General features: G+C 74.1%; 15 protein-coding genes. 7 read left to right on the forward strand and 8 right to left on the reverse strand.

The features are described from left to right. Positions 1-205 precede the first annotated feature (205 nt). Complete coding sequence (locus tag OG861_RS13790; protein ID WP_329197270.1) at positions 206-1,396, forward strand: thiolase C-terminal domain-containing protein; 1,191 nt, start codon at positions 206-208, stop codon at positions 1,394-1,396. A gap of 126 nt (positions 1,397-1,522) precedes the next feature. Here OG861_RS13790 and OG861_RS13795 read toward each other — a convergent pair whose 3' ends face one another. Next, the gene (locus OG861_RS13795) at positions 1,523-2,077 is read right to left on the reverse strand and encodes a hypothetical protein (protein ID WP_329197268.1); all 555 of its coding nucleotides are present in this window, start codon (positions 2,075-2,077) and stop codon (positions 1,523-1,525) included. Positions 2,078-2,217: 140 nt separating this feature from the next. On the opposite strand from OG861_RS13795, the gene OG861_RS13800 reads away from it, so the two are divergent. Next, positions 2,218-2,892, forward strand: coding sequence for a pyridoxine/pyridoxamine 5'-phosphate oxidase (locus OG861_RS13800; RefSeq protein ID WP_329197266.1), 675 nt, complete (start codon positions 2,218-2,220; stop codon positions 2,890-2,892). Positions 2,893-2,928: 36 nt separating this feature from the next. On the opposite strand, the gene OG861_RS13805 is transcribed toward OG861_RS13800, so the two are convergent. From OG861_RS13805 to OG861_RS13815, 3 genes are all read right to left on the reverse strand, one after another. After that, positions 2,929-3,741: an LppU/SCO3897 family protein gene (locus OG861_RS13805; protein WP_329197264.1), complete on the reverse strand. Its 813-nt coding sequence runs from the start codon at positions 3,739-3,741 to the stop codon at positions 2,929-2,931. Positions 3,742-3,880: 139 nt separating this feature from the next. Next, complete coding sequence (locus tag OG861_RS13810; RefSeq protein WP_329197263.1) at positions 3,881-4,315, reverse strand: Zn-ribbon domain-containing OB-fold protein; 435 nt, start codon at positions 4,313-4,315, stop codon at positions 3,881-3,883. Continuing rightward, the gene (locus OG861_RS13815) at positions 4,312-4,764 is read right to left on the reverse strand and encodes a DoxX family protein (protein ID WP_329197261.1); all 453 of its coding nucleotides are present in this window, start codon (positions 4,762-4,764) and stop codon (positions 4,312-4,314) included. Before OG861_RS13815 ends, OG861_RS13810 begins: the two co-directional genes overlap by 4 nt. Before the next feature lie 154 nt (positions 4,765-4,918). On the opposite strand from OG861_RS13815, the gene OG861_RS13820 reads away from it, so the two are divergent. The 3 genes from OG861_RS13820 (at position 4,919) to OG861_RS13830 (ending at position 9,837) form a co-directional block, all read left to right on the forward strand. Further along, entirely contained in the window at positions 4,919-6,127 is a 1,209-nt protein-coding gene (locus OG861_RS13820; RefSeq protein WP_329197259.1) for a flavin-containing monooxygenase, read from the forward strand. Between the two features lie 163 nt (positions 6,128-6,290). Beyond that, positions 6,291-8,525 (forward strand): acetate--CoA ligase family protein, encoded by a 2,235-nt coding sequence (locus OG861_RS13825; protein WP_329197257.1) that lies wholly within the window; start codon positions 6,291-6,293, stop codon positions 8,523-8,525. Positions 8,526-9,012: 487 nt separating this feature from the next. Beyond that, positions 9,013-9,837: an enoyl-CoA hydratase/isomerase family protein gene (locus tag OG861_RS13830; protein ID WP_329197255.1), complete on the forward strand. Its 825-nt coding sequence runs from the start codon at positions 9,013-9,015 to the stop codon at positions 9,835-9,837. A gap of 70 nt (positions 9,838-9,907) precedes the next feature. On the opposite strand, the gene OG861_RS13835 is transcribed toward OG861_RS13830, so the two are convergent. After that, the gene (locus OG861_RS13835) at positions 9,908-10,699 is read right to left on the reverse strand and encodes a VOC family protein (RefSeq protein ID WP_329197253.1); all 792 of its coding nucleotides are present in this window, start codon (positions 10,697-10,699) and stop codon (positions 9,908-9,910) included. A 226-nt stretch (positions 10,700-10,925) separates the two neighbouring features. On the opposite strand from OG861_RS13835, the gene OG861_RS13840 reads away from it, so the two are divergent. Beyond that, positions 10,926-11,543, forward strand: a complete 618-nt coding sequence (locus OG861_RS13840) for a flavin reductase family protein (protein ID WP_329202364.1) — start codon at positions 10,926-10,928, stop codon at positions 11,541-11,543. Positions 11,544-11,664: 121 nt separating this feature from the next. Here the strand turns inward: OG861_RS13840 and OG861_RS13845 are convergent, their stop codons facing one another. From OG861_RS13845 to OG861_RS13855, 3 genes are read right to left on the reverse strand one after another with little or no spacing between them, the layout of a single operon-like run. Next, a complete protein-coding gene (locus OG861_RS13845) occupies positions 11,665-12,732 on the reverse strand; it encodes a Zn-dependent alcohol dehydrogenase (protein WP_329197251.1) in 1,068 nt (355 codons plus the stop codon). Positions 12,733-12,736: 4 nt separating this feature from the next. After that, positions 12,737-13,936 carry an acyl-CoA dehydrogenase family protein gene (locus tag OG861_RS13850; RefSeq protein ID WP_329197250.1) on the reverse strand — a complete coding sequence of 400 codons (1,200 nt, stop codon included), beginning with the start codon at positions 13,934-13,936 and terminating at the stop codon, positions 12,737-12,739. A gap of 10 nt (positions 13,937-13,946) precedes the next feature. Continuing rightward, a complete protein-coding gene (locus OG861_RS13855) occupies positions 13,947-14,858 on the reverse strand; it encodes an SDR family oxidoreductase (protein ID WP_329197247.1) in 912 nt (303 codons plus the stop codon). Between the two features lie 89 nt (positions 14,859-14,947). Here OG861_RS13855 and OG861_RS13860 point away from each other — a divergent pair, with 89 nt between their 5' ends. Then, the gene (locus OG861_RS13860; protein ID WP_329197245.1) at positions 14,948-15,874 is read left to right on the forward strand and encodes a cyclase family protein; all 927 of its coding nucleotides are present in this window, start codon (positions 14,948-14,950) and stop codon (positions 15,872-15,874) included. Positions 15,875-15,922: the final 48 nt, after the last annotated feature.

Below are 15,922 nucleotides of genomic sequence, written 5' to 3' on the forward strand. Positions count from 1 at the left end.
GCTCCTCCTGGGGGCGGGCACCTCCCAGCGGTGGCCGGGGGGATATCTGACGGGCCGTCATGTTAGGGCGGCGGGCCGCGGATGCCCAGGGGCTGTCACCGCCGAAGTCGCGCCGGGCGCCACGACGTGCACCACCCCGGTTCCGGCGGCACTACGGCCGGACGGGGCCTAGCGCCTGACGGTACGTCAGATATACGGTCGCCCCATGCCTGGACCCCTCTCCGCCGCCTCCGCACCCCGCCGCAGGGTCGCGGTCGTCGGCGTCGCGCTCTCGGACTGCGGCCGGGTCGACGGCCCCACCCCCTACGCCCTGCACGCCCAGGCCGCCCGCCGGGCGCTCGCCGACTCGGGCCTGGACCGCTCCCTCATCGACGGCCTTGCCTCGGCGGGCCTCGGCACCCTCGCCCCCGTCGAGGTGGCCGAGTACCTCGGGCTGCGCCCCACCTGGGTCGACTCCACCTCCGTCGGCGGCTCCACCTGGGAAGTCATGGCGGCCCACGCCGCCGACGCCATCGCCGCGGGCCACGCCAACGCAGTCCTGCTGGTCTACGGCTCCACCGCCCGCGCCGACGTCAAGGCCCGCCGGCGCACCTCGAACCTCTCCTTCGGGGCCCGGGGCCCGCTCCAGTTCGAGGTCCCGTACGGCCACACCCTCGTCGCGAAGTACGCCATGGCCGCACGCCGCCACATGCACGAGTACGGCACCACGGCGGAGCAGCTCGCCGCCGTGGCCGTCCAGGCGCGGGCGAACGCCGCCACCAACCCCGACGCGATGTACCGGGACCCGATCACGGTGGAGGACGTGCTGTCCGCCGAGATGATCGCGGACCCGTTCACGAAGCTGCACTGCTGCATCCGCTCCGACGGCGGCTGCGCGGTGCTGCTCGCGGCGGAGGACTACGTACCGGACACCGCGAAGGCGCCCGTCTGGATCCTGGGTTCGGGCACCTCCGTCTCCCACACCACCATGTCGGAGTGGGAGGACTTCACCGTCTCCCCGGCGGCGGTCTCGGGCCGCCTGGCCTTCGAACGGGCCGGTCTGGGCCCGGCGGACGTGGATCTGGCGGAGATCTACGACGCCTTCACGTACATGACCCTGGTGACCCTGGAGGACCTCGGCTTCTGCGCCAAGGGGGAGGGCGGGGCCTTCGTGGAGAAGGGCCGGCTGCTGCGGGACGGCGAACTGCCCGTCAACACCGACGGTGGCGGGCTCTCGGCCTGCCACCCCGGGATGCGGGGCCTGTTCCTGCTGGTGGAGGCGGTCCGCCAGCTCCGCGGCGAGGCCGGCCCCGACCGCCAGGTCACCAAGCGGAACGGCCGACTGCCCGAGGTGGCCCTGGCCTCGGGCACGGGCGGCTGGTTCTGCTCCTCGGGCACCGTCATCCTCGGGCGGTAGGCCCCGCGGCGGGCCGGCATCACCGGCGACCCCCGGGGCCGCTCAAGGGCCCCGGGGGGCCGGCGGCCCGGCGGGGCGAGGCTCCGGCGGGCGGGGCGGCTCCGGCGGCCCGCCGACTGCGGCCGCTCAGTAGTTCCAGCGCGCCCGGCTGCCCTCCGAGCGGCAGTGGATGATGCGGCCGTTCGCGGCGTGCGTCTCGCGGCCGACGTCCGCCTTGCGGCAGAACTGGCCCGCCTTGTAGCAGTTCCCGGAGTCGGAGACGATCTCGCAGGCGGCTTCCTCCGCCTGCGTCGGCTCCTGCGCCGGCTCTGCGGTCGCGGCCCGCGTCGGCGCCTGCGTCGTCGGGGCCGGAGCCTTTACCGTCGGTTCGGCCGAGGGCGTCCGCACAGCGGCGGGCGCCGGCGCCGAGGGGCCGGGCAGCGGGGAGGACGAGACGGAGGGCGAGGGCGAGGCAGAGGGCGTGGGCGGGGGCGGGGCCGAGGATTCCGCCGACACGAGCGCCGACGGTGCGACCGGCGCCAAGGAGGCGGCCGCACCGCTCCCCGTGCCGGGCCCGCACGCGACGGCCGCCCCCGCCAGCAGCAGCGCCGCCAGCGTCCGCCGGAGAACCGTCCCCGTACGCCCCGTGCGCCCCGTGCGCCCCACGCGTCTGCCGTCCGAGCCGTCCACCGGTATGCCCATCGGTACCCCCACCCCTCAGCAGTTTGATGAGGGCACATCATATGGACGCGGGGGGCGTGCCGGAGGCACTTTCCACCGGTTCGCGGGGCCCGCCCCGGCCACCGCACCGCGCCCGCCCCGGATGGTGTTCGATGGCCCGTATGACCAGCGAGACGAGCGGCGACGACTTCCGGGACACCCTGCACTCCCTGCGCGTCTGGGACACCCCGCTGCCCTCCTTCGACCCCGGGGCCGCGCCGGCCGAGCCGCTGCCCCTGTTCCGCGAGTGGTTCGTCCACGCCGCCCGCGCCGGGCAGCCCGAGCCGCACACGATGAGCCTGGCGACGGTCGACCCCGAGGGGCGGCCCGACGTGCGCACCCTGATGCTGCACGACGCCGACGCGCGGGGCTGGCACTTCGCCTCGCACGCCACCAGCGCGAAGGGGCGCCAGCTGGCCGGGCGGCCCCAGGCGGCGCTCGGTTTCTACTGGCCCGCAGTGGGACGGCAGATCCGGATCCGGGGACGGGTCACGGCGTGCGGGGCGCGGGAGAGCCGCGAGGACCTGGCGGTGCGCTCGCGCGGGGCGCTGGCCGCGGCCCTGACCGGCCGCCAGAGCGAGGTGCTGGGCTCCCTGACGGACCTCGCCGAGGCCTCGGCGGCGGCATGGGCCCGTGCCGGGGCCGACCCGCAGGCGCCGGCACCGACGTGGACGCGCTACGTGCTGGACCCGGCCGAGGTCGAGTTCTTCCAGGGCGACCCCGCCCGCCGCCACACCCGCCTCCTCTACCGGCGGGACCCCGACGGCGGCTGGTCGCGCATCCTGCTGTGGCCGTGAGGCGGCCGGCCCCCGGGGACGGGCGCCCCCGGGGCCTCAGCTGCGGGAATACGAACCGAGGCCGATCAGGCAGTACACGTACTCGTTGATCGGAGCCCCGTTGAGGGTGTAGCGGTACGAGAACGCGTACTCCGTGCGCGGGGTGTCGTCGCAGCGGTGCAGGTCCGAGGTGAACCCGAAGCGCTGGATCACCTTGTAGTGCGCGTCCGACGCCGAGCAGGAGACCTCTTCCACGTCGTCGACGCGCTGCGCGGTCGTCGAGTCCGGCAGCTGCCCGTTGAGGCAGGTCCCCTTGTCGAACGGGCTCGGGTCCGCCGTGGTGGGGGCCGAGGTGGGGTACGGGTACGCGGGGACGGAGCTGCTGCTGTCCGCGCCGGACGTGTACGAGGTGCGGGTCGGCAACGGCTCGGGCGAAAAGGAGCTGTACGTCGGGTCGGGCGTCGGGCTGTACGTCGAGCTGGGCGACGAGGACGCGGTGTGCTTGTCGTCGTCATCGCCACCGCTGTTCGCCACGACCGCCACGATGATCACGGCCACGACGACGCCGACCACCGCGAGCCAGCCGCCGGCACCGGACGACGACCTGGCCGGCTGACCGGGTACGGCGGCGCTCGCGACGGTCGGCGGCCCCTGTGCAGCCGCCGAACCGGCCCCCGCACCGCCCGCGACCCGTATCCGCAGCAGAACCTCGGTCCCGCCCGCGCGGGCCCGTACGAGTTCGCCGTCCCGGACCCCGGCGGGGATCCGCAGGCGCACGTCCCCGCCGGGCAGTGACACCGGAAGGATCACGCCGTAGGCCGCCTGCTGGGGGGTGATCGTGAGGGGGATCTCCTGCGAGGACGAGGACACCGGCTGCTCCGAGGGGTGAGGTGGTCCGGACCTTTCTGGTGCCGTTCCAGGATCGCCGGGTCCGGGCCGGGGAAGCAGCCGTTCCGCCGGACCGGTGCGGGGCTGTGACATTCCGCGCACGCAGTGGTGCGTACGGCGACTACCGCGCCGTGTCGCCCGGCCGGGCGGCCGGGCGGAAGACCGGGACGACCGGGCCCGGGCCGCCCGTGCGGAACGCGACCCGCAACGGCGTCCCGACGCCCAGGTCCGCCGGCCCGCAGCCCACGAGTTCCGTCATCATCCGCGGCCCCTCCGCCAGGTCGACCACCGCCGCGACGTACGGGACCCGCTCCCCGAAGGGGGGCAGGTCGTTGCGGTGGACGACCGACCAGGTGTATAGGACGGCCGACCCCTCGGCCTCCTCCCACCGCACCCGGTCCTCGCCCGCCCAGCAGAACGGGCAGAACTCCCGGGGGTAGTGGTGCGCCCGGCCGCAGTCCGCGCAGCGGCGCAGCAGGAGCCGCCCCTCGGCGGCCGCGTCCCAGTAGGGGCGGGTGAAGTCGTCCGCCTCGGGCACGTCGTGGCGCGTGGTCACAGGAAGAGTCCCATCGCCGCGTCGAGGGACCAGACCTGCCAGCCCATGGCGAAGAGCGCGACCAGGGAGATGAGCGCCATCATGGCGTTCTGCCCCTGCTCGGCCCAGTCGTGGATCATCAGCACCAGGTACAGCAGGTTGAGCAGCAGCCCCCCGACCAGCGCGATGGGGGTCAGCAGCCTGAGGACCAGGCCGAGACCGAGCGCCAGTTCCGCGTACACCACCACGTACGCCATGAGCCTGGGGCGCGGCCGGACGACCCGGTCGAAGCCGCTTTTCACGAACGTCCAGCGGTGTTTGCCCGCCACATCGGCGGCCCACGCGATGCCGGTGCCGCGCTCGAACCAGCCCTTCTTGTCCTTGTGCCGCCAGCTCTCCAGCCACCACAGGCCGAGGCCCGTTCGGAGCACGGCCATCCATTCGGCTCCACTGAGCCAGACGGTCTGCATCGACAGCCCCCTCCTCCATTATCTGACGGAACGTCAGTTGACCCGATCGGGGCGCGTCCCGCAAGGCCCCCGGAGCCGGCCCGTGACCGATCCGCAATCGATTCCCTCCTTGTCCGAGACCCATCAACTCTCTGTGTCGATACGCTCACACCTCATGCCCGCAGCCCCCACAGCCCCCGACCTGACCACCCAGCCGCGCCCCGTGTACGTGATCGGCGCCGGCCCCGGCGGCCTCGCCGTCGCCGCCGCGCTGCGTGCCCGCGGGATCCGCGCCGTGGTGGTCGAGAAGTCCGACGCGGTCGGCACCTCGTGGCGCTCCCACTACGACCGGCTCCACCTGCACACCACCAGGCGCCTCTCCGGCCTGCCGGGCCTCGCCGTGCCGCGCCGCTTCGGACGGTGGGTCGCGCGGGAGGACGTCGTGCGGTACCTGGAGAAGTACGCCGAGTTCCACGAGCTGGAACTGGTCACCGGCGTGGAGGTGACCCGCATCGAGCCGGCCGCCGACGCGGAGGGCGGGGCCGGCGGCTGGACCCTGCACGCCAGCGGCGGGCGGGTACTGGCCGCGGGGGCCGTCGTCGTGGCCACCGGGTTCAACCACACCCCGGCGCTGCCCGACTGGCCCGGCCGGGAGGGCTTCGAAGGGCGGCTGCTGCACGCCGCCGAGTACCGCAACCCCGCCCCGTACGCCGGCCGGGACGTGCTCGTCGTCGGCGTCGGCAACACCGGCGCGGAGATCGCCGCAGACCTGGCAGAGGGCGGGGCCGCGCGGGTGCGGCTCGCCGTCCGCACCGCCCCGCACATCGTGCGCCGCTCCACCGCCGGCTGGCCGGCGCAGCGCACCGGGATCCTGGTCCGCAGGCTGCCCGTCCGGCTGGTGGACCGGCTCGGCGCGCTCGTCGCCAAGGCGTCCGTGCCGGACCTGACGGCGTACGGTCTCCCGCGCCCCGCCACCGGGCTGTACAGCAGGGTCAAGGAGGGCGCCATCCCGGTCCAGGACGTCGGGCTGATCGACGCGGTCCGCCGCGGGGCGGTCGAGCCGGTCGCGGCCGTGACCTCCTTCGACGGGGACGCGGTGGTGCTGGCGGACGGCAGCCGGATCACCCCCGAGGTGGTGATCGCCGCGACCGGCTACCGGCGGGCACTGGAAGGCCTGGTCGGCCACCTCGGCGTGCTCGACGAGCGCGGCCGCCCCCTCGCGCACGGCGCCCGCACCCTCGCGCAGGCCCCGGGTCTCCACTTCACCGGCTTCACCAACCCCATCAGCGGAATGCTGCGGGAACTGGCCCTGGACGCGGAGAGGATCGCCAAGGCCCTGGCCCGTCGCGGCGGGGCTACCCGCGGCCGTCGCAGGGTCGGCTGAAACCGTCCTGGACCCCCGCCCCGGGGGTCTGGGACCGTTCCACACATCACCTCCACCATCTTTCCTGCGCATCCCTGTTCCTGACGGCGTGTCAGTTCAGTAATCTGACTATGCGTCAGCTAGCGCGACTCATGGAGTCCATCGAGCAGGAGCGGGCGGAACGATGCTTGGATCTACTCACGGCACCCTCACCACCGACTTCCGCGCACGGGTCGAGGCCTGCGGCGAAACCCCCCGGACGGCCGTCCACTCCACGGCGGCACCCACCGCCGAGGGCGCGGCCGCACTGGACGTCAGCGGACGGCCGCTGCGCTGCGACGTGCCCGACCTGGACCGGTTCTTCCGGCCCGAGGCCGTCGCCGTCATCGGCGCCTCCGACGCCGAGGGCAGAGCGAACACCGGCATCACCCGGCAGCTCATCGCCTGGGCGGAGCGCGTCGGTGCCCGGATCCACCCCGTGCACCCGACCCGCTCCACCGTCTTCGGACTGCCCTGCCACGCCTCCGTGGCCGAGCTGCCCGAACAGGTGGACCTCGCGGTGCTGCTGGTGGCCGACCCGCTCCCGGTGATCGAGGAACTGGCCGAGGCCAAGGTCAGGTTCGCGGTCGCCTTCGCCTCCGGCTTCGCCGAGACCGGTGACGCGGGAGCCGCTGCCCAGGCCCGGCTCTCCGCCGCCGTCCGCCGCTCCGGATTGCGCCTGCTCGGCCCCAACACCAACCTCAACGCCTTCGAGGCGTTCCGCGACGACCTGGACGGCCCGGCCATCGCGCTGATCACCCAGTCCGGCCACCAGGGCCGGCCCCTCTACACCCTCCAGGAACTCGGCATCCGGCTCTCCCACTGGGCCCCCACGGGCAACGAGGCCGATCTGGAGACCGCCGACTTCATCTCCTACTTCGCCCAGCGGCCCGAGGTCGGCGCCATCGCCTGCTACGTCGAGGGGCTCAAGGACGGCCGCGCCTTCCTGCTCGCCGCCGACCGGGCCGCGCGGGCCGGGGTGCCCGTCGTCGCCGTCAAGGTCGGCCGTACCGAGACCGGCGCCCGGATGGCGGCCTCCCACACGGGGAAGCTGACGGGCGCCGACGCCGTCGTGGACGCGGCCATGCGGCAGTTCGGGGTGATCCGGGTCGACGGCCTGGACGAGCTCCAGGACACGGCCGCCCTGCTCGCCCGCGCGCGCCCGCCCCGGGCCGAAGGCGTCGTCGTGTACTCCATCTCCGGCGGCACCGGCGCCCACTTCTCCGACCTGGCGACGGAGGCGGGCCTGACCCTGCCCACGCTCTCCGAGGCCAAGCAGGCCGAACTGCACCAGTGGATACCGCCGTACCTGAACGTCGCGAACCCCGTCGACAACGGCGGCCACCCCGTCGGCGACTGGCGCGGCCCCAAGATCATCGATGCCCTCCTGGCGGACCCGTCCGTAGGCGTCCTCATCTGCCCGATCACCGGCCCGTTCCCGCCCATGAGCGACAAGCTGGCGCAGGACCTGGTGGACGCCGCCGAGCGGACGGACAAGCTGGTCTGCGTGATCTGGGGCTCGCCCGTCGGCACCGAGGAGGCCTACCGCACCACGCTGCTCGGCTCCTCCCGCGTCGCCACCTTCCGCACCTTCGGCAACTGCATCACCGCCGTACGGGCCTACCTGGGCCACCACCGCTTCACCGCGTCCTACCGCTCGCCCTTCGAGGACGCCCCGCGCACGCCGTCCCCCTCCTACCGCAAGGCACAGGCCCTGATGCGCCCGGGGCAGCAACTCAGCGAGCACGCGGCGAAGCAGCTGCTGCGGGCGTACGGGATACGGGTCCCGCGCGAGCAGCTGGTCACCAGCGCGGCGGCGGCGGTACGGGCGGCGGGGCTGGTCGGCTACCCGGTCGTCATGAAGGCCTCGGGGCCGCAGCTGGGGCACAAGACGGAACTGGGCCTGGTCAAGATCGGCCTGACCTCGGCGAGCCAGATCCGCGACGCGTACCGGGAGCTGACGGACATCGCCCGCTACGAGAACGTCCCGCTGGACGGCATCCTCGTCTGCCAGATGGTCGAGCGGGGCGTGGAGATGGTCGTCGGCGTCACCCAGGACGACCTCTTCGGCCCGACGGTGACGGTGGGGCTGGGCGGCGTCCTGGTGGAAGTCCTGCGCGACGCGGCGGTACGGGTACCGCCGTTCGGGGAGGACCAGGCCCGGGCGATGCTGACGGAACTGCGCGGGCACGCGCTGCTGGAGGGCGTACGGGGCGCCCCTGCGGCGGACGTGGACGCGCTGGTCGAGGTCGTCCTCCGGGTCCAGCGGATGGCGCTCGAACTGGGCGACACCCTGTCCGAGCTGGACATCAACCCCCTGATGGTCCTCCCCCGCGGCCAGGGCGCGGTGGCGCTGGACGCCCTGGCCATCTGCCGTTGACGCTGCGCCGGCCCGGGCCTCGCGCGGCTCCCCCCGACCCCCGCCCGGGCCGGCCGGAGCCCCAGCCCCCGGGAACCGGAACCCGGGGCCCCGTACGTGCGCTCAATCGCCGCGCGGGCTGGATTGCCGGCGCCCCGGGGGACTGGACCCGGGGCTCCGCCCCGGACCCCGTACGTGCGCTCCGCGCCCGTGCGCTCAATCGCCGCGCGGGCTGGATGTGCTCCGCACCTCCCAGCCCTGCGGCGCCGCCGGCAATTCCAGCCCCGCCGGCGTTTGAGGCGCGGGGTCCGGGGCGGAGCCCCGGGGAACGGGGGAAGGGCGGGGCGGGAGACGGCCCCGCGCAGCGGCCCCCACACCCCGCACCCGACCGCCAGGGCCACCGGTACCGGCCCCTGCCCCGCGCCCGGCCGCAGGGCCCCCGGCACCCGCACCCCTGACCCCACACCCGGCACCCGGCCACCGGCCACCACCCCGAACGGGAGTTCACATGACCAGCGCAGCCCCCGGTGACGAAGTCCTGCACCGCATCGAGACCGGCGGTGTCTCCTGGATCACCCTCAACCGCCCCGCGGCGATGAACGCCCTCACCCGGGACAACCGCGAGCGGGTCATCGCGCTCCTCGCCGACGCCTCCGCCGACCCCCGCATCCGCGCCGTCGTCCTCACCGCCACCGGCAAGGGCTTCTGCGCCGGCGCCGACCTCCGCACCGGCCCCACCGCCGCCGGTGACCCCGCCCCCGCCGACCGCGTCGCGGGCGACGTCGCCCGCATGATCCGCCTCGGCGCGCAGCGCCTGATCACCGCGGTCCTCGACTGCGAGAAGCCCGTCATCGCCGCCGTCAACGGCACCGCCGCCGGCATCGGCTCCCACCTCGCGCTCGCCTGCGACCTCGTCATCGCCGCCGAACCGGCCCGTTTCATCGAGGTGTTCGTCCGCCGCGGCCTCGTCCCCGACGGCGGCGGCGCGTACCTCCTGCCCCGCCTCCTCGGCCCGCAGAAGGCCAAGGAGCTGATGTTCTTCGGCGACGCCGTCCCCGCCGCCGAGGCCGAACGCCTCGGGCTGGTCAACACCGTCGTCCCGGCCGACGCCCTGGAGGCGACCGCCCGCGCCTGGGCGGAGCGCCTGGCCCAGGGCCCGACCCGGGCCCTGGCCCTGACGAAGCAGTTGGTCAACGCCTCCCTCGACGGGGACCGGGCCGCCGCCCTGGCCGCCGAGGCCACCGCCCAGGAGATCAACATGACCACCGCCGACGCCAACGAGGGCGTGGCCGGCTTCGTGGAGCGCCGCACCCCCAAATACCTCGGGCGGTAACCGGGCGGCCGCCCGGCCCGGCGGCCGCCCGGCCCGGCAGCCCCGCAACCCAGCGGCCCCGCGGCCCGACCTACATCTGCGGGCTCGGCTTCAGCAGCGCGAACGTCGCCCCGAACGGGTCCGCGACCCACGCGATCCGGCCGACGTCCGGCACGTCCGCCGCCGGCATCAGCACCGAGCCGCCGTTGCCCTGCACGGCGCTCACCGTGGCGTCCACGTCCGCGACGTGGAAGTACGGCACCCAGCTCGGCCCGACACCGCCGCCCCCGGCCCCGTCACCCTGGGGCGCGACCCCGCCGAAGGACGCCTCCCGCTGGTCGCCGTCCTTGGTGCTCAGCACCCGGTACGTCATCCCGGGCGCCTGCATCTCCTCGCTGCGCCAGCCGAACACCCCGCTGTAGAAGGAGACGGCCGCGACCGGGTCCGGTGCGTGCAGCTCCACCCAGACCAGCGAGTTCTCCTCCGAGGCCACCCCCAGGCCGCTGGTCTTGCCCGGCTGCCACGAGGCGAACTGGGCGCCCTGCGGGTCGGTGAACTGCCCGAGCCACCCCTCGCCCATCACGTCCATCGGCTCCATCCGGACGGTGCCGCCGCCGTCCCTGACGGCCGAGGCGGTGGCTTGGATGTCCGGGGTCATGAAGTGCACCATCCAGGCGGACTTCGCACCCTGCTCGGTGAGCGGCCCGATCGCGGCGACGGTCTTGCCGCCCTGCTGGAAGAAGCCGTACCCGCCGGTCTCGGGGCCGGCGGAGACGAAGTTCCATCCGAAGACGCCGCTGTAGAAGGCGGTGGCGGCGTCCACGTCGGGGCTGCCGAGGTCGAGCCAGTTGGGCGAGCCGGTACGGAAGTCGGTGCCGAGCATGGGTTCTCTCCCGGGTGTCTGCGGTCGTTCGGCGCACGGCGGCACGCCGGTCCCCGCCACCATGCCGAGCCCGCGCGGGGCCGTCCGGCGTACGGGCACGGCGGGCCGGAGGTTTCACCCGTACGGGGGAACGCCCGGGCCCCCGATCCCGTGGCCGCGCCGGTCCGACCCCTTCCAATCTGACGCACCGTCAGCTTCAATCAACGGTGTGATGGGACACGCAGGGATGGCGGCCACCGTCGTCCGATACCTCAGGTCAGTCGGCTCCCCCACCTCCGCCGCGCCGGAGCCGGATCCGCTGTTCGACGCCGCCCTGCCGCGTCCCGACCTGCGGGCCGTCCGGGAGGACGAGCGGGCGCCGGTCGCCCCCGCCGAGTTCCGGGCCGTCCTCGGGAACTTCGCCAGCGGGGTCACCGTCATCACCGCCCCGGCCGTCGAGGGCGCGGACGGGCCGGCCGGCTTCGCGTGCCAGTCCTTCGCCTCGCTGTCCCTGGACCCGCCGCTGGTCACCTTCATGGTGGCCCGTACGTCGACCACCTGGCCCCGGATCGCCCGCGCGGGGGTGTTCTGCGTCAACATCCTGGGCGCCGAACAGGGGTCGCTGTGCCGGTCGTTCGCTGTCAGCGGCGCGGACAAGTTCGCCGGCGTCGTCCACCGCCCGTCCCCCGCGACGGGGTCGCCGCAGCTGGACGCCGTGCCCGCCTGGATCGACTGCCGGATCCACGCCGTCCACACGGGCGGGGACCACCTCATCGTGGTCGGCCGCGTCGAGGCCCTGGGCGCGGCCGGCGAAGGCGACCCGCTCCTCTTCCACCAGGGCAGGTTCGGCCGCTTCACACCGTGAGCCCGAAAGCCCGGAAGCCCGGAAGCCCGGAAGCCCGCAGACCGTCGGCCCATAGCCCGTAGCCCGCGAAGCCCCCCGCCCCCGTGCCGGGACCCCGCGCAGGGGCCCGGCACCGGCGCGTTCAAAAGGTCAGCACCCCGCGCGCCACGCGCCCGTGCCGCGCGTCGTCCACCGCCTTCGCGAAGTCCTCCACCGGGTAGACCTCCGTCACCAGCTCGTCCAGCAGCAGCTTCCCCTGCCGGTACAGCTCGGCGTACAGGGCCGTGTCGCGCTGCGGCCGGGAGGACCCGTACCGGCACCCCATGATCGTCTTGTCCAGGTACAGGGACGACACCTGGAAGGAGGCCTCCTCCTTGGAGCCCGGCACGCCCAGCAGGACCGCCTGCCCGTGCCGGTCGAGGAGGTCGATCGCCTGCCGGATCAGCCGTACGTGACCCACGCACTCGAAGGCGTGGTCGGCGCCGGTCGGCAGGATCTCGCGGATCGCCGCCGAGGTGTCCGCGGCGGCGGAGGCGTCGATGAAGTGGGTGGCCCCGAACTGCCGGGCCACCGCCTCCTTCGCCGGGTTGGCGTCCACCGCGACGATGGTGGCGGCCCCCGCGATCCGGGCGCCCTGGAGCACGTTCAGCCCGATGCCGCCGGCGCCGATCACGACCACCGACTCGCCGTGGTCCACCCGCGCCCGGTTCAGTACCGCCCCCACCCCGGTCAGGACCCCGCACCCGATCAGCGCGGCCGAGGTGGCCGGGATGTCCTTCGGGATCTTCACGGCCTGCACGGCCTTGACGATCGTCCGCTCCGCGAACGCCGAGTTGGAGGCGAACTGGAACAGGGGCGTCCCGCCGCGCGAGAAGGGCTGTCCCGGCATTCCGATGGCCTTGCGGCACATGGTGGGCCGGCCCCGGTCGCAGTCCGCGCACGCCCCGCAGTTGGCGAGGGTGGACAGCGAGACGTGGTCCCCGGCCTCCACGTGGGTGACCCCGGCGCCCACGGCCTCGACCACCCCCGCCCCCTCGTGCCCCAGCACCACCGGCGCCGGGAAGGGGATGGTCCCGTCGATCACCGAGAGGTCGCTGTGGCACAGCCCGGCCGCCGATACCGCGACCAGCACCTCCCCCGGCCCCGGGCCGCGGATCTCCAGATCGTCGACCACCTGGGCCTGCTTGCCGTCGAACACGACGCCTCGCATGTCGTCACCGCGTCTCTCTGGGCAGGCCGAGCACGCGCTCGGCGATGATGTTCCGCTGGATCTCGTCCGAACCGCCGTAGATGGTGTCGGCCCGGCTGAACAGGAACAGGCGCTGCTCCTCGTCGAGCCCGTTCTCGTACGGGCTCTCCCCGCCCCAGTCCGCCGGTCCGACGGTGGCCGCCGCGCCCCGCACCGCCACCGCCAGCTCGCCGAGCCGCCGGTGCCAGCCGCCCCACAGCAGCTTCGCGACGCTCGGCGCGCCCTGGTCGCCGCTGCCGCCCAGGGTGCGCAGGGCGTTCCAGCGCATGGTGCGCAGCTCGGCCCACTGCCGTACCAGCCGCTCGTGCAGTACGGGGTCGGCTGCTCCGGAGGCGGCGTGGGCGGCCAGGACCCGTTCCAGTTCGGCGGCGAAGCCGATCTGCTGGACGAGGGTGGAGACGCCGCGTTCCAGGGCGAGCAGGCCCATGGCCACGGTCCAGCCGTCGCCCTCGGCGCCGACGGTCTCGGCGGCCACCGCCCCGTCGAAGAACACCTCGTTGAACTCGCTGGTGCCGGTGAGCTGGCGGATGGGCCGGACCTCGATGCGGCCGGGCTGGTCCATCGGCACCAGCAGGAAGGTCAGCCCCCGGTGGCGGCGGGAGCCGGGTTCGGTGCGGGCCAGGACGAAGCACCAGTCGGCGTCCCGGGCGAGGGAGGTCCAGATCTTCTGCCCGGTGATGCGGTGGCGCCCGTCGGCCGGGTCGCGGACGGCCGCCGTACGGATCCCGGCGAGGTCGGATCCGGCGCCCGGCTCGCTGTACCCCTGGCACCACAGTTCCTCGCCGCGGGCGATGCCCGGCAGGTAGCGGTCCTGCTGCCGCCGGGACCCGTGGGCGATCAGGGTGGGCGCGAGGAGGTTCTCGCCGATGTGGCCGACCCGCCCGGGGGCGCGCAGCGCGGCGTACTCCTCCGCCCACACCACCTGCCCGGTCAGGGAGAGCCGGCGCTGCCCGTAGGCACCGTCGGGGACCTCCCAGCCCTGGCCGATCCAGCCGCCGCGGCCCAGCTCCCGCTCCCAGGCGCGGCGGGCCCCGACCTCCTCGTGTTCGCTGCCGGGGCCGCCGAGCCCGCGGGCGTGCGCGTACGGGCCCACGAGGTGCTCCCGCAGCCACGACCGGGCGCGGCCGCGCAGTTCCTCGTCCTCGGGCCCGAAGCCGAAGTCCATGGGCTCCCCCTCACGCGTTGGGGCGGTCCTTGGCGGCCGCCGCCTTGGCCATGGCCTCCAGCTGCGCGAGCATCGGCATCGGGTCGGTGCCCACCGTCCCGGGCAGGAAGTCGGCGATCTTCTCGGGCGTCCAGGAGCCTTCGGCGTACGCGGCGCGCAGTTCGCGCGGCTGCGCCCACACGGCGATCTTCGGTCCGGCGATGGTGTACACCTGCCCGGTGATCCCCTCGGTCTTCGCCCGGTCGCTGAGCAGGTAGGTGACGAGCGCCGCGACGTCCTCGGGCTCGCCGATCTCCTTGAGCTCCATGGGTACGCCCGCGGACATCCGGGTCCGGGCCACAGGTGCGACGGCGTTGGCGGTGACCCCGTACTTGGCCAGGCCCAGGGCCGCCGAGCGGACGAGGGAGATGATCCCGCCCTTGGCCGCGCTGTAGTTGGCCTGGGCGACCGAGCCCTGGTGGTTGCCGCTGGTGAAGCCTATGAGCGTGCCGGATCCCTGCTTGCGCATGACGGCGGAGGCGGCCCGGAAGACGGTGAAGGTTCCTTTGAGGTGGGTGGCGACCACGGGGTCCCACTCCTGCTCGGACATGTTGAACAGCATCCGCTCGCGCAGGATGCCGGCGACGCAGACGACTCCGTCGACGCGCCCGTAGCGGGCGAGGGCGGTGTCGACGATGCGCTGTCCGCCCTCCATGGTGGAGATGTCGTCGGCGACGGCGACGGCCTCGCCGCCCGCGGTGAGGATCTCCTTGACCACGGATTCGGCGATCTCGCTGGTGGGCTCGCCGCCCTCGATGCCCACGCCGTAGTCGTTGACGACGACCTTGGCCCCTTCGGCGGCCGCGGCGAGTGCCACGGCCCGCCCGATGCCCCGGCCCGCCCCGGTGACGGCGATGACCTTGCCTGCCAGGAAGTTCCCCACGCCCGACCCCTTTCCGCAGTTTCTGACGGACCGTTAGATTCTATGGGCAGCCGGACGCCACAGCACAAGCCCCGGGAGTTGATGAGGCCATGACCTTGCCGGCCGAGTTCCACGACATCGCCAGGCGCGTCAACAACTGGGGCCGGTGGGGCGCCGAGGACGAGAGGGGCACCTTGAACCTGGTCACCGACGCGGTGGTGCGCGCCGCGGCCGCCGAGGTCCGCACGGGCCGGCGGATCCCGCTGGCCCTGCCCCTCAAGGAGGACGGGGTGCAGGCCGGCCTGATCCCCGGCCGGATCAACCCCCTGCACACCATGGTGCAGATCAACCAGGAGCTCTTCGGCCCCGGCACGGTGGCCTGCAACGACGACGCCGTGACGATGGGGCTCCAGGCCGGCACGCACTGGGACGCCCTCACCCACGTCTCGCACTCGGGACGGATCTACAACGGCCGTCCGGCCTCCACGGTCACCGCCCACTCCCGCGCCGAGTTCGGCGGCATCGACAAGGCCGGTCCCGTCGTCTCCCGGGGCGTCCTGCTCGACGTGGCCCGCGCCAAGGGCCTGGACCGGCTGCCGGGCGGCCACGCGGTGACCCCCGAGGACCTCGCGCAGGCGGAGGAGTTCGGCCGGGTCACGGTCCGGGCCGGTGACGTCGTCCTGGTCCGGACGGGCCAGATCCAGGTGTACCTCGCGGGCGACAAGCACGGCTACGGGTTCCCCTCGCCGGGCCTGTCGGTCCGCACCCCCGAGTGGTTCCACGCACGGGACGTGGCGGCGGTCGCCAACGACACCCTGACCTTCGAGATCTTCCCGCCGGAGATCGAGAACCTGTGGCTGCCGGTGCACGCGCTCGACCTGGTCGAGATGGGCATGCTCCAGGGCCAGAACTGGAATCTCGAAAAGTTGTCCACAGCCTGTGCAGAAGAGGGCCGCTACGCGTTCTGGCTCTCCGCGATGCCCGAACCGTTCGTCGGCGGCACCGGCACCCCGGTGGCACCGGTCGCCGTCCTGTGACCGGAGGCCGGATGCCGGAAGGAGCGACCTACTGGGTGGCGGCGTACG

Origin of the sequence: Streptomyces sp. NBC_00539 (assembly GCF_036346105.1) — a bacterium.
GTDB lineage: Bacteria > Actinomycetota > Actinomycetes > Streptomycetales > Streptomycetaceae > Streptomyces.